The organism is Streptomyces sp. XY006 (assembly GCF_002237655.1).
Classification (GTDB): Bacteria; Actinomycetota; Actinomycetes; order Streptomycetales; family Streptomycetaceae; genus Streptomyces; species Streptomyces levis.
In genome coordinates this window covers 93269-111654 of record NZ_NOKT01000026.1, presented here as the reverse complement: position 1 = coordinate 111654, position 18386 = coordinate 93269, and the positions used below count along the sequence as shown (strand labels likewise).

Annotated in this window: 15 protein-coding genes; 9 read left to right on the top strand and 6 right to left on the bottom strand. The window is 71.9% G+C overall.

Going from position 1 to position 18386, the window contains the following annotated elements; all coding sequences use genetic code 11:
* Positions 1 to 19 precede the first annotated feature (19 nt).
* On the top strand, positions 20 to 1537 hold the full coding sequence (gene glpK, locus CHR28_RS27585) for a glycerol kinase GlpK (protein WP_094056400.1): 1518 nt from the start codon (positions 20 to 22) through the stop codon (positions 1535 to 1537).
* Positions 1538 to 1643: 106 nt separating this feature from the next.
* Here glpK and CHR28_RS27580 read toward each other — a convergent pair whose 3' ends face one another.
* The 4 genes from CHR28_RS27580 to CHR28_RS27565 all read right to left on the bottom strand — a co-directional run bounded on the left by CHR28_RS27580 (position 1644) and on the right by CHR28_RS27565 (position 6187).
* On the bottom strand, positions 1644 to 2249 hold the full coding sequence (locus tag CHR28_RS27580) for a GTP-binding protein (protein WP_094056399.1): 606 nt from the start codon (positions 2247 to 2249) through the stop codon (positions 1644 to 1646).
* An 81-nt stretch (positions 2250 to 2330) separates the two neighbouring features.
* Positions 2331 to 2726 carry a DUF742 domain-containing protein gene (locus CHR28_RS27575; RefSeq protein ID WP_094056398.1) on the bottom strand — a complete coding sequence of 132 codons (396 nt, stop codon included), beginning with the start codon at positions 2724 to 2726 and terminating at the stop codon, positions 2331 to 2333.
* Between the two features lie 9 nt (positions 2727 to 2735).
* On the bottom strand, positions 2736 to 3170 hold the full coding sequence (locus CHR28_RS27570; protein WP_094056397.1) for a roadblock/LC7 domain-containing protein: 435 nt from the start codon (positions 3168 to 3170) through the stop codon (positions 2736 to 2738).
* Positions 3167 to 6187, bottom strand: a complete 3021-nt coding sequence (locus CHR28_RS27565; RefSeq protein WP_094056396.1) for a sensor histidine kinase — start codon at positions 6185 to 6187, stop codon at positions 3167 to 3169. Before CHR28_RS27565 ends, CHR28_RS27570 begins: the two co-directional genes overlap by 4 nt.
* 420 nt (positions 6188 to 6607) lie before the next feature.
* On the opposite strand from CHR28_RS27565, the gene CHR28_RS27560 reads away from it, so the two are divergent.
* A complete protein-coding gene (locus tag CHR28_RS27560; RefSeq protein ID WP_179272583.1) occupies positions 6608 to 7132 on the top strand; it encodes a hypothetical protein in 525 nt (174 codons plus the stop codon).
* Between the two features lie 220 nt (positions 7133 to 7352).
* On the opposite strand, the gene CHR28_RS27555 is transcribed toward CHR28_RS27560, so the two are convergent.
* Together CHR28_RS27555 and CHR28_RS27550 are read right to left on the bottom strand one after the other, a co-directional pair.
* Positions 7353 to 8534 carry an NAD(P)/FAD-dependent oxidoreductase gene (locus tag CHR28_RS27555; protein WP_179272582.1) on the bottom strand — a complete coding sequence of 394 codons (1182 nt, stop codon included), beginning with the start codon at positions 8532 to 8534 and terminating at the stop codon, positions 7353 to 7355.
* Positions 8535 to 8622: 88 nt separating this feature from the next.
* Complete coding sequence (locus CHR28_RS27550; RefSeq protein WP_094056394.1) at positions 8623 to 8946, bottom strand: bifunctional 3-phenylpropionate/cinnamic acid dioxygenase ferredoxin subunit; 324 nt, start codon at positions 8944 to 8946, stop codon at positions 8623 to 8625.
* Positions 8947 to 9255: 309 nt separating this feature from the next.
* Here CHR28_RS27550 and CHR28_RS27545 point away from each other — a divergent pair, with 309 nt between their 5' ends.
* From CHR28_RS27545 to CHR28_RS27515, 7 genes are all read left to right on the top strand, one after another.
* Positions 9256 to 10086 carry an IclR family transcriptional regulator gene (locus CHR28_RS27545; RefSeq protein WP_179272581.1) on the top strand — a complete coding sequence of 277 codons (831 nt, stop codon included), beginning with the start codon at positions 9256 to 9258 and terminating at the stop codon, positions 10084 to 10086.
* Between the two features lie 249 nt (positions 10087 to 10335).
* Complete coding sequence (locus CHR28_RS27540) at positions 10336 to 11421, top strand: S-(hydroxymethyl)mycothiol dehydrogenase (RefSeq protein WP_094056393.1); 1086 nt, start codon at positions 10336 to 10338, stop codon at positions 11419 to 11421.
* A 5-nt stretch (positions 11422 to 11426) separates the two neighbouring features.
* On the top strand, positions 11427 to 11654 hold the full coding sequence (locus CHR28_RS27535; protein WP_143655907.1) for a hypothetical protein: 228 nt from the start codon (positions 11427 to 11429) through the stop codon (positions 11652 to 11654).
* 74 nt (positions 11655 to 11728) lie between these two features.
* Positions 11729 to 14179 (top strand): GcvT family protein, encoded by a 2451-nt coding sequence (locus CHR28_RS27530; RefSeq protein ID WP_094056391.1) that lies wholly within the window; start codon positions 11729 to 11731, stop codon positions 14177 to 14179.
* Between the two features lie 14 nt (positions 14180 to 14193).
* The gene (locus CHR28_RS27525; RefSeq protein ID WP_094056390.1) at positions 14194 to 15342 is read left to right on the top strand and encodes an aromatic ring-hydroxylating oxygenase subunit alpha; all 1149 of its coding nucleotides are present in this window, start codon (positions 14194 to 14196) and stop codon (positions 15340 to 15342) included.
* Entirely contained in the window at positions 15317 to 16783 is a 1467-nt protein-coding gene (locus tag CHR28_RS27520; RefSeq protein ID WP_094056389.1) for an aldehyde dehydrogenase family protein, read from the top strand. Before CHR28_RS27525 ends, CHR28_RS27520 begins: the two co-directional genes overlap by 26 nt.
* Before the next feature lie 39 nt (positions 16784 to 16822).
* Complete coding sequence (locus CHR28_RS27515; RefSeq protein ID WP_094056388.1) at positions 16823 to 18385, top strand: APC family permease; 1563 nt, start codon at positions 16823 to 16825, stop codon at positions 18383 to 18385.
* Position 18386: the final 1 nt, after the last annotated feature.

Below are 18386 nucleotides of genomic sequence, written 5' to 3'. Positions count from 1 at the left end.
ACGAGCCCGAGGGGTAGTCATGACGGACAACGCCGCGAAGCACGTTGCAGCCATCGACCAGGGCACCACGTCGAGCCGCTGCATCGTCTTCAACCAGGACGGCGCGATCGTCGCCGTCGACCAGCGCGAGCACCGCCAGATCTTTCCCAAACCGGGCTGGGTGGAGCACGACGCCACCGAGATCTGGTCCAAGACGCAGGCGGTGGTGGCCGGTGCGCTGGCCAAGGCCGGTCTGCGGGCCGACCAGCTGAGCGCGATGGGCATCACCAACCAGCGCGAGACCACGCTGCTGTGGGACCGCGCGACGGGCAAGCCGGTGCACAACGCCATCGTCTGGCAGGACACCCGGACGGCGGCCCTGTGCAACCAACTGGGCGGCTCGGACGGGCAGGACCGTTTCCGCGAGCAGACGGGCCTGCCGCTGGCCACGTATTTCTCCGGGCCCAAGGCGGCCTGGCTGCTGGACAACGTGCCCGATCTGCGCGCGCGGGCCGAACGCGGTGAGATCGCCTTCGGCACGATGGACTCATGGCTCATCTGGAACCTCACCGGCGGCACGGACGGCGGACAGCACGTCACCGACGTGACCAACGCCGGGCGCACCATGCTGATGAACCTGGAGACCCTCCAGTGGGACTCCTCGATCTGCGAGGCGATGAACATCCCGGAGGCCATGCTGCCGGAGATCCGTTCCTCCGCCGAGGTGTACGGCACCGCGGTCGGGCAACTGGCCGGCGTGCCCGTGGCCTCGGCTCTCGGCGACCAGCAGGCCGCCGTGTTCGGCCAGGCCTGCTACGACGTGGGCACCGCGAAGAACACGTACGGCACGGGTAGCTTCCTGCTGCTCAACACCGGCAACCGGCCGGTGCCGTCGAAGAGCGGTCTGCTGACCACGATGGGCTACAAGATCGGCGAGGAGGCTCCGGTCTACTGCCTGGAGGGCTCGATCGCCATCACGGGCGCGCTGGTCCAGTGGTTCCGCGACCAGCTCGGCATCATCCGCACCGCCGACGAGATCGAGCCCCTGGCCGCGAGCGTGGAGGACAACGGCGGCGCCTACATCGTGCCCGCGTTCTCGGGCCTGTTCGCGCCGTACTGGCGCTCCGACGCGCGCGGTGTGGTCACCGGTCTCACCCGGTACGTCACCAAGGCGCACCTCGCGCGCGCGGTGCTGGAGGCGACGAGCTGGCAGACCCGCGAGGTCGTCGACGCCATGTACCAGGACTCCGGGGTGCAGATCACCACCCTGAAGGTCGACGGCGGCATGACGAAGAACAACCTGCTCATGCAGCACCAGGCGGATGTGCTCGACGTTCCGGTGGTGCGGCCGAAGGTCTCCGAGACGACCTGTCTGGGCGCCGCGTACGCGGCCGGCCTGGCCACCGGCGTCTGGAACGACCTGGACGAACTCAAGGCCCACTGGCAGAAGGACGTCGAGTGGACGCCGTCCATGGAGGCGTCGGTGCGCGACCGCGAGTACCACAACTGGCGCAAGGCCGTGGAGAAGAGCTTCGGCTGGGAGGAGGGCGACAGCTGACCACGCGCGCGTGGGGCTGCCTTGCGTACCCCTTGCGTACCCCTTGTGTACTGCGGCCCGTACCCCTGTCGGCGGGGGTACGGGCCGTGCCCGTGTCCGGGGAGCGTCAGCCGGTCACCGCTTGGCGGCGGTCGGCCGCGTACGCCATCGCGTGCTCGACGACGCCGATGAGGGCCTCCTTGACCGACTCGCGGTCACGCGCGTCGCACATCAGGAGCGGGACGCCCTCGTCGAGGTCGAGGGCCTGGCGGACGTCCTCGACGGGGTAACGGGGCGCTCCCTCGAAGCAGTTGACGCCGACGAGGAAGGGGATCGAGCGCCGTTCGAAGTAGTCGACGGCGGCGAAGCAGTCCTCCAGGCGGCGGGTGTCGGCGAGCACGACGGCTCCGAGCGCGCCCTCGGAGAGCTCGTCCCACATGAACCAGAACCGTTCCTGCCCGGGTGTGCCGAAGAGGTACAGCACGAGGTCCTCGCGCAGGGTGATGCGGCCGAAGTCCATGGCCACGGTCGTGGTGTGCTTGGACTCCACACCGCTGAGGTCGTCGACCGGGCGGCCGGCCTCGGTGAGCAGTTCCTCGGTGCGCAGCGGCCTGATCTCGCTGACCGCGCCGACGAGCGTGGTCTTGCCCACGCCGAAGCCGCCGGCCACCAGGATCTTGAGCGTGACGGGCTCGACCGGGGGCTTGCCGCGCTCAGAACGCCCGAAGATCATCGATCTCTTCTCCTGCTTGATGGGGGTCGGGCGACGGCGGACCGTAGCCTCCGCCGCCGGGGTTGCGATCCTTCGCGCTCCTCACAGCGCCCGCAGGCCGTTGATCACGTCGCGCAGAATACTCTCGTCCGGCAGTTCGGCAGGGGGCACGGGCCGGTTCACATGGACGAATTCGGCGTCCACGAGATCTCCGACCAGGACCCGGACCACTCCGATCGGCAGGTCAAGTTCCGCCGCGAGTTCGGCGACCGACTGCGGGTCCTCACGGCACAGTTCGACGATGTCCACGTGCTCCGGGGAGAGCATGTGGTCCGCTTCCGCGTCGTCCGCGTGCGGCTCCGCGACCACGACCGCGATCAGGTCCAGGCGGTGCTGGCCCTGACTGCTGGTGCGGCCGCGCGTCATGGCGTACGGACGGACGACCGGCCCGGCCTCGTCGTCGAACCAGTGGCTTCTTCCCTGACCGTCAGCGCTCATGTCATCCCACTACCCGCCCGCGGGCAGATCGGTGCGCGGAGCGGCGCCCAGATGCACACCCACCCGCTTCACCAGGAGCGTCATCTCGTAGGCGACCTGGCCGACGTCGGAGTCGGCGTCCGAGAGGACCGCGAGGCAGCTGCCGTCGCCGGCCGCGGTCACGAACAGGAAGGCGTCGTCGAGTTCGACGACCGTCTGGCGGACGTTGCCGGCCTCGAAGTGGCGCCCCACGCCCTTGGCGAGGCTGTGGAACCCGGAGGCCACGGCGGCCAGGTGCTCGCTGTCCTCCCGGGTCAGGTCCCTGGACACGCCCGTGGGCAAACCGTCGCCGGAGAGCACGAGGGCCTTGCGGATGCTCGCGACGCGGTCCACCAGGTCGTCGAGGAGCCAGTTCAGCTCCCCCTGGCTGTTCGCGGTGTGGCCGGTCGCCTTCGGTGCGGTCATCGACCGTCCCCCTCTGTCGTTCCTTGTGGTGCTGTGCCGCTGTGGGCGGCATCGCCCGCGGCGTTCTCCCTACGGCCCCGCTGCCAGCCGCGCTGGAGTGAGGCCATACGGCTGCGTACTTCCTCGGCGTCCCGTTCGGCGGGCTCGGTCCGGTCCTCGGTACGCGGGTCAGGTCCCTTCTTCAGCTGAGGGGCCAGGTTGGCCTGCCGGACGCGCCGGGGCAGGGGCGCGGTGCCGGCGCCGTCTCCGGAGCGGGCGGCACCGTCTCCGGGGCGGGCGGTGGCGTCTGCCCGGCGGGTGGTCGCGTCTCCCGGGCGGATGGTGCCGTCTCCTTGGCGGGCGGTGTCCTCTTCTGGGCCGGTGGTGGCGCCTCTGGTGGCGGAGCCCGCGACGGGGCGCGTGGGTCCGGCGGTGCGCTCCGGCGGGGGGCCGCTGGGGCGGTCGGGTCCGTCCACGCCGCTGGAGGCGATCTCCGCGCGGCGGGTCCTGCGGGGCAGGGCGGACGACTTGTCGGCATCGCCGAAGGCGCCACTGGACGAGCCGGCCGACGGCCCGCGGCCGTCGTCCCGGCCGGAGGCACCGAGGGTGCCGCGGCCTGCGGACTCCTCCGCGCCCCTGCGACGGGCCGGGAGCGGCGGGGGCCCGGCCCGGCCGGTGTCCGTGATCTTCTCGTCGGCCTTGCCGCGCCGGGGCCGCTGGTCGGTGACCGGGCGGCCGTGCGAGCTGACCAGCTTGGGGGCATGGCGGCGGGGCAGCGGGACCGGGGCGCTCAGCTCGTCCCCCGCGTCGGTGCGCTCCCGCGCGCCCGGGGCGTCGCCGGCCTGCTGGTGTGCGTCGGTGCGGCGGCCGGTGGTCTCGTCCTGGGCGCGGGTGAGGGAGTGGCGGGGGCGGAAGAGGCCGCCGTGTTCGCTGTCCTCGTCCTCGATGGCGTCCGGGAAGTCGCCGATGGCGTCCAGGTCGACGGGGGCCTCCAGCTCCACCGGTCCGTCCAGCAGGGAGGCCGGCAGGCCGGGGCGCGACGCCGGCGCCTTGGACAGGGCGGTGCGGCGGCCGTCCTGTGGCTCGCCGCCGTGCGCCGTCAACTGGGGGCGGTCGAGCCGGAAGCCGATGCCGTTCGTGTCGGGCACGTCGTCCGTGAGCAGGGCGTCGGGGATGAAGACGACGGCGGTCGTGCCGCCGTACGGGGAGGGCTGCAGGGAGACCCGGACGTTCTGCCGCTGGGCGAGCCGGCTGACCACGAACAGGCCGAGCCGGTCGGTGTCGGACAGCTCGAACTCCGGGGTCTCGGCGAGCCGGAGGTTGGCGTCGAGCAGCGCCTCGGCCGCCATGCCCAGGCCGCGGTCGTGGATCTCCAGGGTGAAGCCGTTGGCGACCCGCTCGCCCAGGACCTGGACGGCGGTGTGCGGCGGGGAGAAGACCGTGGCGTTCTCCAGGAGTTCGGCCACGAGGTGCGTGAGGTCGGCGACGGCCGGGCCGGTGACGGCGATCCGCGGGAGACGGCGGACCTCGATGCGCTCGTAGTCCTCGACCTCGGCGACGGCGGCCCGGACGACGTCCATGAGCTGCACGGGCTTGCGCCACTGCCGGGAGGGCGCCGCGCCGGAGAGGATCACGAGGCCTTCGGCGTGGCGGCGCATACGGGTGGTCAGGTGGTCGAGGCGGAACAGGTCGGCGAGTTCCTCGGTGTCCTCGGTCCTGCGCTCCATGGCGTCGAGCAGGGTGAGCTGCTTGTGGAGGAGGACCTGGCTGCGGCGTGCGAGGTTGACGAACACCTCGGAGACGCCGGCGCGCAGTTCGGCCTGCTTGACGGCGGCCTCGACGGCGGCGCGCTGCAGGGTGTTGAGGGCCTGGCCGACCTCGCCCATCTCGTTCTTGTCGTACTCCAGGCGCGGCACCTCGGTCTCGACGTCGACCTGCTCGCCCGCGGAGAGGCGGCGCATCACGCTGGGCAGCCGCACGCCCGACGCCTCGTGGGCCTCCAGGCGCAGCTGCCGCAGGTCGCGGATGAGGGTGCGGCCGACGCGCACGGACAGGAAGAGCGAGACCAGCAGGGCGATCAGGCCGAGGGCGCCGGCGATGACGGCCTTGGCGATGACACCGACGGCCACCGGGTGGACGCGGTCCTGGTAGCGGTCGTTGGCCTGGTCGTTGAGGGTGCCGAGTTCGTCGAGCACGTTGCCCGCGGCGCTGTCCCAGCTCTTGGCGGTGACGCCGCGGGGCGTCCCGGCCCCCGAGTCGAGGGCCGCTTCCTCGGCCACGCGCAGCGGCGCGGAGGAGGCGTTCTTCCAGAAGGTCTGGTAGCGGTCGCGCTCGGCGACGGGCAGCAGTTGCAGGTTGACGTCGTACATCAGCGTGCGCTGGGCGACGAGGTCGGAGATGTCGCGCTCTTCGGAGCGGGTGATCCGGCCGACGATCAGCGCGGAGCCGAGGAGGGCGTCCTCGCGGGAGAGCAGTTCGCGGGCGCGGGCGAGATTGACCAACGCGCGGTACTGCTTGTCGAGTTCGACGTTGTCGACCACGTGCAGGTTGGCCAGGAGGACGTAGCACGGGTCGACGAGCCGGTTGTAGAGGTCGAGGGCCTGGGAGCGGTCGACGGTGCCGTCCTCGACGCTGCGGCGCAGCGAATCGATGCCCTCGAAAGCGTCCAGGACCGCGGTCAGGCGCTCGTCGGTGGCCTCGCCCATCGCGTCGCGCACGTCCGGATTCTCGGCGTTCCGCCGGATGCCGCCCACGGCCTCGTCGGTGGCGGTGCGGCTGCGCCGGAGCGCGGCGAGTCCGTCGGAGGCGCGGGGGTCGGCGAGGTGGACCAGGGTCTGGCGGCGTTCCTCCTGGAGAACGCGGACGGTGTCCTCGATGGGGTAGCCGATCTTCTCCACGACGGTCGACACATTGAAGAGGTCGCCCGCCTCACGCCCCGTGAGCACGGTGGCGAAGGACCAGATCGCGGTCAGGGACACCAGCGGCACGAGAAGCAGCGCCACGATCTTCCGGCGGATGGACTTCCCGCGAAAGCGCATGGCCTCCCCCAGCTCGGCCCCCCGGGCTACCGGGGGTACACATGTGCGTCAACAAACGGCGCGAGCCTACTACCGACGCACAGGGAACTCGAAGACCGGGCCTGAGGCCGAACTTCCGCGCCAGCGACGAGTCATGCCGAGTTGTCCGGGCATTGCGGGAGTTGTCTCCACGAAACCGATGGTGACAGCGCGGGGTCATCCACGGGGTCGGCCAAGGCGGTTGGCCGAATTTTTTCGATTCGGGGGAATCTTCGTGACGGGTCGTTCGTCCTTCACTACGGGAAACGGGGGCGGAATCGACAACAGGAGCCGCATCCTGCACCCGGGCGGCGTAAAACAGCGCAAGCCGGGCAGCCACTGGGAAGCACGGGTCTTCGGAAACGAGCGAGCGGTCTGCTGGCGGTGGGGAGTGACACGGTGATGGGCACGGCGGAGCGGCGGCGCGAAGCGCCGAGGGCCGATGGGGTGCGGGCGAGGGGGCATCGGGCCTTCGGGGCGACCGATCGCAAGGACTCGGCGGACGAGGCGGAGATTCCGGCACAGGAGCAGCAGTACTACCGGCCCCTCTGGGTCGAGGAGCCGGCGCGGCGGCGCCGGTTGCCGGATCCGGTCCGTACGGCGGCCGTGCGGGCGGTGCTCCTCATAGCGGTGACGCTGATTCAGGCGATGGTGGCCTTCCTGTGCGCGATGGCCGGGTCCTGGCTGGCCTTCCCCATGGTGATCAGCAGTGTCGTGAGCACCATCGCGGCGACGTGGGGAGCCCTGGACGTGTGGGTGACGCGCCAGGTGTGGAACCAGCGCCACGGCGTGGTGTCCGTGCCGAGCAGCACGGCGCGGGCGCTGCGGCGCGAGCGGCGCCGGGCCCGGCGTCAGGAGCGGGCCGTGGCGCGGACGCAGGCACGGATACGCCGGCGCGGCGGGGCCGGGCAGCTGTCCCACTCGTAGCGCTGAGCGGGCGCCGGGAGGGCTGGTCGGTCGCTGTGGGGCTGGCCGTCGCCGTGGGGCTGGCCAGTCGCCGTGGGGCTGGCCAGTCGCCGTGGGGCTGGCCGGTCCCCGTGGAGGCTGGCTAGTCGACGTGGAGGCTGGCCAGTCGCCGTGAGGACTGGCCGGTCGTCTGATGGTGGCCTCTCTTCGGCGATTGCCCTCTCGTCGGCGAGCCCTTGCGCTACTCCCCGGTGGCGGCGACAGCCGTCTCCCGGGTGAGTTCGCGTCTCGCCCGCATGAAGGGGCGGGGGCGGTCCACCGCGAGCACCGCGGTCGTACGGCCGTTGCGTTCGTAGCGGGCGAGGAATCCGCCCTCGGCCGGTGCGCCGTCGGAGAGCTCGCCCTCGGTGATGCGGACGGTGTCGCCCTCGCCCCGTCGGCCCGCGAACTGGATGCGGGCGCCGTACTGGTCGGACCAGAAGTAGGGCACCGCGTCCGCGGTCGCGACCGTGCGCCCGGCGAGCAGGTTGGTCACGGCGACGCGGGGCTGCTGGGTGGCGGAGGTCCAGTGCTCCGCGCGGACGCCGCCGACACGGGCGACATCGCCGACGGCGACCACCTGCGGCAGGGCCGTCACACAGCCGTCGTCGCACAGGACGCCGTCGCGTAGGGCGAGGGCCGAACCGGCCAGCCAGGAGGTGTTGGGGGTGGCGCCGATCCCTACGATCACGAGGTCGGCGGCGAGTGTGCGCCCGTCGGTGAGCTCCACGCCGCTGACGGTGAGGGTGCCGCGGAGCCCGGCGACGCCGGTGCCGGTGACGAGGTCCACGCCGCCGCGGCGGTGCAGCGCGGCGCACACGGCGGCCATGCCGGTGCCCAGGTGGGGCGTGAGCGGGAGCGGGGCGGCCTCGACGACGGTGACACTGTGGCCGAGCGAGGAGCAGGAGGAAGCGGTCTCGGCGCCGACGAAGCCGCCGCCGATGACGACGACCCGGCGTGGGCCCCGGGTGAGTTCCTCGCGCAGCGCCCGGGCGTCGTCGAGGGTGCGCAGCGTGTGGACTCCGGCGAGGGCGTCGCCGGGCAGACGGCGGGCGCGGGCTCCGGTGGCGATGACGAGGCCGTCGGTGGACACGGTGCGGCCGTCGTCCAGGACGACGGTGCGGCCGCGGGCGTCCAGCGCCCGGGCGCGGACGCCGAGCATCCACTCGGCGTCGAGTTCGGCGCTCTCCTCGGCGTCGGTGAGAGCGAGTTGGTTCTCGTCGGCGCGGCCGGTGAGGAAGCCCTTGGAGAGCGGCGGCCGGTCGTAGGGGTGATGGGGTTCGTCGCCGATGACGACGAGATGCCCGTCGTAGCCCTGGGCGCGCAGTTCCCGGGCGGCGTACAGGCCGGAGAGCGAGGCGCCGACGACGGTCACGGTGCGCATACGGGGTGCCTCCTCGCGCTGCGGAACGCACCGTTTCCACTGACGCGGCCGCCCCCTCTTGGACTGACGCGGCCGCCCCCTCCCGGGCTCACGCGGCTGTCCCCTCCTCCGCCGCGAGGTGGACGTGGATGACGCCGTCGTCGACGGTGACGCGGTGCGTGCGGACGGCGCGGCGGGCCGGGAGGCACGTGGGCATGCCGGTGCGCAGGTCGAACGAGGCGGCGTGCAGCGGGCATTCGACCAGGCAGCCCTCCAGCCAGCCCTCGGAGAGGGAGGCGTCCTGGTGGGTGCAGGTGTCGTCGATGGCGTGGAGCTCGCCGTCGTCGGTGTGGAACACGGCGACGGGCGGTGTCGCTTCGACGCGGACGGACTCGCCCTTGGGGAGGTCTTCGATGCGGCAGACGGGAATCACGGGCCCCCCTCTCGGTCCGGGGCGTGGGCCGGACCGTTCGGCCAGACTGTAGACAGTGTGTGAAGTGCCGGACCGGGCCGGTCCCGGGCACGAAAGGGTGGTGGTGCACGTCGTCCGGCCCGGCCGTCGGAGCCGAGGCCCGGGAGGGCGCTCGTCCCCTTCCGGGATGCGGACGCTTCGGTAACATGATGTTTCACATGGCGCATGAGCAAGCGCTATACGCAACAGAATCCGGGCGGGGCGACCGTCGCGTCAAGGGGTTCCCTGAGATGCGGCCCAAACAGGGCCGGCAGGTGGTGAGAGTTGGCCATGGCCCGCACGCAGAAGCAGTCCTCCGGCGACGAGCGTCCCAGGGACGACGGAGCGAAGCAGAGCGGCAGAGGCGGGGCGAGCGCCGTGCAGTCGGTGGACCGCGCGGTGAGTGTGCTGGAGATCCTCGCCCGGCACGGCGAGGCGGGCGTCACCGAGATCGCCGACGAGCTCGACGTGCACAAGTCCACGGCGTTCCGGCTGCTCGGCGTCCTGGAGAACCGCGGCCTGGTGGCGCAGGCGAAGGACCGCGGCAAGTACTACCTGGGAGCCGGCGTACTGCGCCTCGCGGGGGCGGCGGCAGTGCGGCTGGACGTCTCCCAGGAGGGCGTCCCGGTCTGCCGGGAACTCGCCGACGAGCTGGGCGAGACGGTCAACATCGCGGTGCTGGACGACGACGCGGCCGTCAACATCATGCAGGCACGCGGCACCGCCTCCGTCACGGCGCAGAACTGGCTCGGCCGGCGCACCCCGCTGCACGCCACCTCCAGCGGCAAGGTGCTGCTCGCCCATCTGCCGCCCACCCTGCGCGAGGGCCTGCTGGCGCGTCCGCTGCACCGTTTCACGGAGCGCACGGTCACGGTCGCGTCCATGCTGCGCGGCGAGTTGGACACCGTCGTGCAGCAGGGGTACGCGATCACGGTCGAGGAGCTGGAGATCGGGCTGGCGGCCGCCGCCTCCCCGGTCCGGGCGCACGACGGCAAGGTCATCGCGTCGCTCAGCGTCTCGGGGCCGGTCTACCGGCTCAGCCCGGAGCGCCTGCCGGACATCGCGAAACGGACCGAGGCGGCCGCGGCCGAGCTGTCCCGCCGTATGGGCTACGGCTTCTGACGTAGCGGAGGCGACGCAGCGGGGCCGCCCGGCCGCCGGCCCACGGCGTGGTGCGCACAGCGCGGGACCAGGTGAGACACCTGGTCCCGCGCTGTCGTGTGTCAGGGGTGTTTCCTGCCTCCCGGCCAGTTTTCCCAACGTTGACGCGAACCGTGGCCGCACCTCTTGACGGCCCCTGGATGGCGTTCTCACTATGTTCCCCACCGCGCAACCCATCGTGCATTGCGCAACAAGCAGAGGAGCTTGGCCGTGCCACACGAGGTCCGTGCCGTAGTCGCTGTCGAGCAGGGCGCACCGGTCGAGGTGCGGACGGTCGTGGTTCCCGATCCGGGCCCCGGGGAGGTCCTCGTCGCGGTGCAGGCCTGCGGGGTCTGCCACACGGACCTGCACTACCGGGAGGGCGCGATCAGCGACGACTTCCCGTTCCTGCTGGGCCATGAGGCGGCCGGCACGATCGAGGCGGTCGGCGCGGGAGTCACCGGCCTCCGGCCGGGCGACTACGTGGTGCTCGCCTGGCGCGCCCCGTGCGGCAGTTGCCGTTCCTGTCGCCGCGGCCGCCCCTGGTACTGCTTCGACTCCCGCAACGCGACGCAGTCGACGACCCTGCGGGACGGCACGCCCCTCACCAACGCGCTGGGGATCGGCGCCTTCGCCGAGAAGACGCTGGTCGCCGCGGGGCAGGCGGTGAAGATCGACCCGGCGGCGCGGCCCGAGGCGGCGGGCCTCATCGGCTGCGGTGTGATGGCCGGCTACGGCGCCGCCGTCAACACGGGCGGCGTGGGCCGCGGCGACTCGGTCGCCGTGATCGGCTGCGGTGGTGTCGGCAACGCCGCGATCGCGGGCGCCTGTCTGAACGGCGCCATGAAGGTCATCGCCGTGGACATCGACGACCGCAAGCTCGACCTGGCCGAGAAGTTCGGCGCGACGCACACCGTCAACTCCCGCGGCATCGACCCGGTCGAGGCGGTGCGGGCCCTGACCGACGGCTTCGGCGTCGACATCGCCATCGACGCCGTGGGCCGGCCGGAGACCTTCCGGCAGGCGTTCTACATGCGCGACCACGCGGGTGTCCTGGTGCAGGTCGGTGTGCCCTCGCCCGGCATGACGGCCGAACTGCCGCTGATCGACGTGTTCTCACGGGGCGGCGCGATCAAGTCGTCCTGGTACGGCGACTGCCTGCCCAGCCGCGACTTCCCCTACCTCGTCGACCAGTACCTGTACGGGCTGCTGGACCTCAACGCGTTCGTCAGCGAGACGATCGCGCTGGACGGGGTGGAGGAGGCGTTCGCGAAGATGCAAAGGGGTGAGGTGCTGCGCTCGGTGGTCGTCCTGTGAGCGCCGTGCGCGTTCGGCCCGTCGTCACCCCCGGCACCGCCGGCACCTCCTCCGGCCCGTTCGGCCCGGACGGGGAGACGTTCGACGCCGCCACCGACGTCCGGCTAGTGGGCGACGAGGAAGTGCCGGCCCTCGACGCGGCGCCCCGGCTGCCCGTGCGGACCGGCGTGCCCATCCCTCTCCTCCACCCCGGCGCCACCGGCCGCTCCTCCTCGGACCGTCCGGCGCCCTGAAGCCCCCGAAGACTCCGAAGACTCCGAACGCCCCACTCCCCCACCGCCTTCACACCGTCCCGGCAAGGAGGGGCATGTCCAGCACACCCGATAACCCCCGCGTGGTCGTCGTCGGCGCCGGCATCGTCGGCTGTTCGCTCGCCGACGAACTCACCGCCCGCGGCTGGACCGACGTCACCGTCCTCGAACAGGGCCCGCTGCCCGCCCCCGGCGGCTCCACCTCGCACGCGCCCGGTCTCGTCTTCCAGACCAGCCCCTCCAAGACCCTCACCGCCTTCGCCCGCTACACGGTCGAGAAGTTCCGCTCCCTCGACGTCGACGGCGTCGGCTGCTTCCAGCAGGTGGGCGGCCTGGAGCTGGCCACCACCCCCGAGCGCCTCGCCGAGCTGCACCGCAGGGCCGGGTACGCCGCCTCCTGGGGCGTGCGCGGTGAGGTCGTCACCGCCGCGCGCTGCAAGGAACTGTGGCCGCTGCTCGACGAGTCGGTGGTCCTCGGCGGCTTCCACACCCCGGACGACGGCCTGGCCCGCGCCCTGCTCGCGGCCCGTGCCCAGATGACCCGGGCCGCCGCGCGGGGCGCCCGTTTCCTGGAACGGCACACGGTGACCGGCATCGAACGGCAGCACGGCCACGTCACCGCGGTCGTCACCGACCGGGGCACCTTCCCGGCCGACCACGTCGTCTCCGCGGCCGGCTTCTGGGGCCCGGTGATCGGCCGCATGGCCGGGGTCGACGTGCCGCTGCAGCCGCTGGCCCACCAGTACGCCAGGACCGGGCCGCTCCCGGCGCTGGGCGGCGCGACCGCGGAGGCCTCGAAGCCGATCCTCCGCTTCCAGGACCGGGACCTGTACTTCCGCGAGCACGCCGACCGCATCGGCATCGGCTCCTACGCGCACCGGCCCCTGCCCGTCGACCCGTTCGCGGTCCTGCCGTACGACGAGGCACGCGCCCGGAACATGGACATGCCGTCCTCGTATCCCTTCACGGCGGAGGACTGGGCCCCCAGTTGGGAGGACTGCCGGCGTCTGCTGCCCGCGCTGCGGGACACGGAGATCGAGTCCGGCTTCAACGGCGTCTTCTCCTTCACCCCGGACGGCATGCCGGTGCTCGGCGAGTCGCGGCAGCTGCGCGGATTCTGGCTCGCCGAGGCGGTCTGGGTCACCCACTCCGCGGGCGTCGCCCGGGCCGTCGCCGAGTGGATGGTGGACGGGCGGGCCTCGCTCGACCTGCACGAGTGCGACCTCACACGTTTCGAGGAGGCACAGCGCTCACCGTCGTACGTCCTGGAGCGCGGTGCTCAGCAGTTCGTCGAGGTGTACGACGTGATCCATCCGCTGCAGCCGATGGAACGGCCGCGTCCGCTGCGCGTCAGCCCCTTCCACGCCCGGCAGCAGCAGCTCGGCGCGTACTTTCTGGAGGGCGGGGCCTGGGAGCGTCCGCACTGGTACGAGGCGAACGCCCCGCTCGTGGACGCCCTCGGTGCCCTGCCCGAGCGGGACGCCTGGTCGGCCCGCCACTGGTCCCCGATCGCGGCGGCCGAGGCGCGGGCCACCCGCGAGGGCGTCGCCCTCTACGACATGACGCCCCTGCGCCGCCTGGAGGTCACCGGCCCGGGAGCCCTCGCCTTCCTCGACCGCATGACCAGCAACAACCTCCGCAAGAAGCCCGGCGCGGTCACCTACACGCTGCTGCTCGACGAGTCCGGCGGCATCCGCTCCGACCTCACCGTGGCCCGCCTCGCACCCGACCGCTTCCAGGTCGGCGCCAACTCCCCCGCCGACCTGGACCGGCTGCTGCGCCACGCCCCCGCCGACGTCCACATCCGGGACATCACCGCCGGCACCTGCTGTGTCGGCGTCTGGGGGCCGCTCGCCCGGGACCTCGTCCAGCCGCTCACCCCGGACGACTTCTCGCACGAGGCGTTCGGCTACTTCCGGGCGAAGGAGACGTATGTCGGGCACGTCCCGGTGACCGCGCTGCGGCTGAGCTACGTCGGGGAGCTGGGCTGGGAGCTGTACACCACGGCCGACCTGGGGCTCAGGCTCTGGGACACGCTGTGGGAGGCCGGCCGCGAGCTCGGCGTGATCGCGGCGGGCCGTTCGGCGTTCAACTCCCTGCGTCTGGAGAAGGGTTACCGGGCCTGGGGCGTCGACATGACCGACGAGCACGACCCGTTCGAGGCGGGAGTCGGCTTCGCCGTGCGCATGGACAAGGAGCACTTCGTCGGGCAGGACGCGCTGCGGGACCGCCCGGAGCCCACCCGCCGGCTCACGCCCCTCCTCCTCGACGACCCGGCCGCCGTCGTCCTGGGCAAGGAGCCCGTCTACGTCGACGGGGCGCCCGCCGGATACGTCACCAGCGCCTCGTACGGCTACACGCTCGGCCGCTGCGTCGCCTATGCCTGGCTGCCGGCCGGGCTCGCCACCGGCACGGGCGTGCACATCGAGTACTTCGGCGAGAAGGTCCCGGCCACGGTCGCCGACGAGCCGCTGTTCGACCCGAAGATGACCCGTATCCGCCGGTAGGAGGCGTTCCCCTCGTGACGACGACCCCGATCACCCCGAGCCTGATCGCCACCCTCCCCGGCCGCTACTACACCGACCCGGACGTCTTCCGCCAGGAGCAGGAGCACGTCTTCGAGTCGCTGTGGTTCTGCGCGGTCCGCAGCTCCGACCTGGACCGGCCGGGCGCGTTCCGTACCGTCCGGGTGGGCCGCGAGAGCGTCATCATCACCCGGACCCGCACAGGCGACCTGCGTGCCTTCCTCAACGTCTGCCGGCACCGCGGGGCCCGGCTGTGCACGGAGGAGTCCGGCGAGATCCGCCGCACGCTCCAATGCCCGTACCACGCGTGGACGTACGACCTCGACGGCAGGTTGATCGCCGCACCCAACTTGATCAAGATGCCGGACGTCGACCGGGTCGCGTACGGGTTGATCAAGGTGGAGCTGCGCGAGTGGCTGGGCTACGCCTGGGTGTGTCTGGCGGACGAACCGCCGTCCTTCGAGGACACGGTCGTGCACGCCGCCGTCGAGCGCCTCGGCGACGCCGCCGCGATCGAGCACTACGGCACGGACAACCTCGCGCTCGGCAAACGCATCACCTATGACGTGAGGGCGAACTGGAAACTGATCGTCGAGAACTTCATGGAGTGCTACCACTGCGCGACGATCCACCCCGAACTGACGGAGGTGCTGCCCGAGTTCGCCGACGGCTACGCCGCCCAGTACTACGTGGGGCACGGCGCCGAGTTCGGCGCGGCGGTCAAGGGCTTCACGGTCGACGGCAGCGAGGGCTTCGGCCGGCTCCCCGCGGTCGGCGACGACCAGGACCGCCGCTACTACGCCATCACGGTCAAGCCGACCGTGTTCGTCAACCTCGTCCCGGACCACGTCATCCTGCACCGCATGTTCCCGCTCGCCGAGGACCGCACGGTCGTCGAGTGCGACTGGCTCTACGCGCCCGAGGTGGTGGAGTCGGGGGCGGACCTGTCGAAGTCCGTCGAGCTCTTCCACCGGGTCAACGTCCAGGACTTCGCCGCCTGTGAAAGGACGCAGCCCGCGATGTCTTCCCGCGCGTACCGCGACGGCGGTGTGCTGGTCCCCAACGAGCACCACATCGGGATCTTCCACGAATGGCTCCTCGAACGGCTGGGAGGCGAGCATGCCGGACCTGTTCATCGGCGGTGAGTGGCGGGCCGCGCTCGACGGGCGCACCCGTGAGATCCGCTGCCCGGCCGACGGCTCCCCGGTCGGGGTCGTGGACGAGGCGGGCGGCAAGGACACGGGGGAAGCGATCGCCGCGGCCCGCCGGGCCTTCGACGAAGGGCCCTGGCCGCGGACCCCGGCCCAGGAGCGCGGCGATCTGCTGCTGCGCGTGGCGGACCTGCTGCTGCGGGACAAGGAGGCCCTCGCCCGCGCCGAGTCCCTGGACACGGGCAAGCGGCTCGTCGAGAGCCGCTACGACATCGACGACGTCGCGCACTGCTTCCGCTACTTCGGGCGGCTGGTGGCCGGCGAGACCGGCCGGGTGGTGGACACCGGCCGGGCGGACGTGGACAGCCGGGTGGTGTACGAGCCGGTCGGGGTGTGCGGTCTCATCACCCCCTGGAACTACCCGCTGCTGCAGACGGCCTGGAAGGTCGCCCCGGCCCTGGCGGCGGGCGCCACCTTCGTGCTCAAGCCGAGCGAGCTCACCCCGCACACCGCGATCCACCTGCTCCGGCTGCTGGCCGAGGCCGGGCTTCCGCCGGGTGCCGGGAACCTGGTCCTGGGCGCCGGGCCGGAGGCGGGCGCCCCGCTCGCCGACCATCCGGACGTGGACCTGCTCTCCTTCACGGGGGGCCTGCACACCGGCCGCCGGCTGATGGCGGCCGCCGCCGGGACGGTCAAGAAACTGGCGCTGGAACTGGGCGGCAAGAACCCGAACATCGTCTTCGCCGACGCCGGCTTCGAGGCGGCCGTCGACATGGCGCTGACCGCGGTCTTCCTGCACTCCGGGCAGGTGTGCTCGGCCGGGGCGCGGCTGCTCGTGGAGGACTCCCTGCACGACCGGTTCGTCGACGAGCTCGTCCGCCGGGCGCGGGCCATCCGGCTGGGCGGGCCGTTCGACGAGCGGGCGCGGACCGGGCCGCTGATCTCGGCGGCGCACCGCGCCAAGGTCGAGCAGTACGTGGCCCGCGGCCTGGCGGAGGGCGCCGTGCTGCGCTGCGGCGGGGCGCGCCCGGACCGTCCGGACCTGGCGGACGGCTTCTACTACCTGCCGACGGTGCTCGACGAGTGCACCGCCGGCATGTCCGTGGTCCGGGAGGAGTCCTTCGGACCGGTCCTCACCGTCGAACGGTTCACCAGCGAGGACGAGGCCCTGCGCCTGGCCGGCGACACGGTCTACGGCCTCGCCGGGGCGGTGTGGACGAGCGACGAGGCCCGCGCGGCCCGGGTCGCGGCCCGGCTGCGGCTCGGCACGGTCTGGATCAACGACTACCACCCCTACGTCCCGCAGGCGGAGTGGGGCGGATTCAAGCAGTCCGGATTCGGACGCGAACTCGGGCCCGCGGGGCTCGCCGAGTACCGCGAGACGAAGCACATCTGGCGCAACACCCGCCCCACCCCTCAGGGTTGGTTCGACTGACCGAACCGGCCCCAGGGAACACCCATTGAGGAACCGCCCATGAGACAAGCCGCGCAGTCCACCGACACCCACGGCGACGACGACGCCGAACTGACCGAGTTCGGCTACAGACCCGAGCTGAAACGCACCCTCGGCAACTTCCACACCTTCGCCGCCGGCATCAGCTACATCTCCATCCTGACCGGAACGTTCCAGCTCTTCTACTTCGGCTACGGCAGCGGCGGCCCCGCCTACTGGTGGTCGTGGCCGATGGTCTTCGCCGGCCAGTTCATGGTCGCGTTGTGCTTCGCGGAGCTCGCCGCCCGCTATCCCGTGGCCGGTTCCGTCTACAACTGGTCGAAGAAGATCGGCAATCCGCACCTCGGCTGGCTCGCCGGCTGGATGATGCTGATCGCCTCGATCGTGTCCATATCGGCCGTGGCGCTGGCCTACCAGTTGACGCTGCCGCAGATCTCGTCGTTCTTCCAGTTCGTGGGAGACGGCACCGGTACGTACGACGTGGCGACCAACGCGGTCATCCTGGCCGCGGTGTTGATCCTGTTCACGACCCTGGTGAACGCCTTCGGCGTCAAGCTGATGGCCCGGATCAACACGGCGGGCGTGTTCATCGAGTTGATCGCCACCGTCGTATTGATCGTCCTGTTCGCCGTCCACATCACCCGCGGCCCCCAGGTCGTCATGGAGACGCACGGCACCGGGGCGGGCTACGGCAACGGGTACCTGGGCGCCTTCCTGGTGGCCTCGCTGGCCTCGGCGTACGTCATGTACGGCTTCGACACCGCCGCCTCGCTCGGCGAGGAATCGCTCAACCCGACCCGCAACGCGCCCCGGGCGATCATCCGGGCGATCGTCGCGTCGTTCATCCTGGGCGGGTTGATCCTGTTGCTCGCGTTGATGAGCGTGTCCACTCTGAACGGCGAGAAGCTCTCCACGGACGGTCTGCAGTACATCGTGCTGGACGTGCTCGGTCCGACGGCCGGCAAGGCGATGCTGTGGTGCGTGCTGATCGCGGTGACGGTGTGCGCGCTGGCGGTGCACACGGCGGCGGTCCGGCTGGCGTTCGCGATGGCCCGCGACAACAACCTGCCGGCGTCCGCGAAGCTGGCCAGGTGCCATCCCCGGTTCCAGACGCCGGTCCTGCCGACCGTGATCATCGGGATCCTGGCGCTGGCGATCCTGGTGGTCAACATCCGTCAGCCGCAGATCTTCACCGTCGTCACCAGCATCGGCATCATCATGATCTACCTCGCCTACCTGGGCGTCACGGTGCCGCTGCTGGTCGCCCGGCTGCGGGGCAGGTGGCAGCCCGCGGGCGAGGGCCGCTTCTCGCTGGGCCGCTGGGGCCTGCCGGTCAACATCCTGGCCGTGCTGTGGGGCGGGGCGATGACGCTGAACCTGATCTGGCCGCGGGCCGCCGTCTACAACGCCACCGAGCCCTACCACTGGTATCTGCGCTGGGGCGCGGTGCTGTTCGTCGCCGTCATCGCGGGCGGCGGCTTCGCCTACTACTGGTTCGTCCAGCGGCACCGCACCGGCGTGCTCGCCGAGCACCGCTCGGAGGCGACGGCCCCCGCTCCCCTCGCCGCGCCGGCGGCCGACTGAG

Coding starts and splice junctions, on each gene's coding strand:
- glpK (WP_094056400.1), top strand. CDS start 20: ATGACGGACAACGCCGCGAAGCACGTTGCAGCCATCGACCAGGGCACC.
- CHR28_RS27580 (WP_094056399.1), bottom strand. CDS start 2,249: ATGATCTTCGGGCGTTCTGAGCGCGGCAAGCCCCCGGTCGAGCCCGTC.
- CHR28_RS27575 (WP_094056398.1), bottom strand. CDS start 2,726: ATGAGCGCTGACGGTCAGGGAAGAAGCCACTGGTTCGACGACGAGGCC.
- CHR28_RS27570 (WP_094056397.1), bottom strand. CDS start 3,170: ATGACCGCACCGAAGGCGACCGGCCACACCGCGAACAGCCAGGGGGAG.
- CHR28_RS27565 (WP_094056396.1), bottom strand. CDS start 6,187: ATGCGCTTTCGCGGGAAGTCCATCCGCCGGAAGATCGTGGCGCTGCTT.
- CHR28_RS27560 (WP_179272583.1), top strand. CDS start 6,608: ATGGGCACGGCGGAGCGGCGGCGCGAAGCGCCGAGGGCCGATGGGGTG.
- CHR28_RS27555 (WP_179272582.1), bottom strand. CDS start 8,534: ATGCGCACCGTGACCGTCGTCGGCGCCTCGCTCTCCGGCCTGTACGCC.
- CHR28_RS27545 (WP_179272581.1), top strand. CDS start 9,256: ATGGCCCGCACGCAGAAGCAGTCCTCCGGCGACGAGCGTCCCAGGGAC.
- CHR28_RS27530 (WP_094056391.1), top strand. CDS start 11,729: ATGTCCAGCACACCCGATAACCCCCGCGTGGTCGTCGTCGGCGCCGGC.
- CHR28_RS27520 (WP_094056389.1), top strand. CDS start 15,317: ATGCCGGACCTGTTCATCGGCGGTGAGTGGCGGGCCGCGCTCGACGGG.
- CHR28_RS27515 (WP_094056388.1), top strand. CDS start 16,823: ATGAGACAAGCCGCGCAGTCCACCGACACCCACGGCGACGACGACGCC.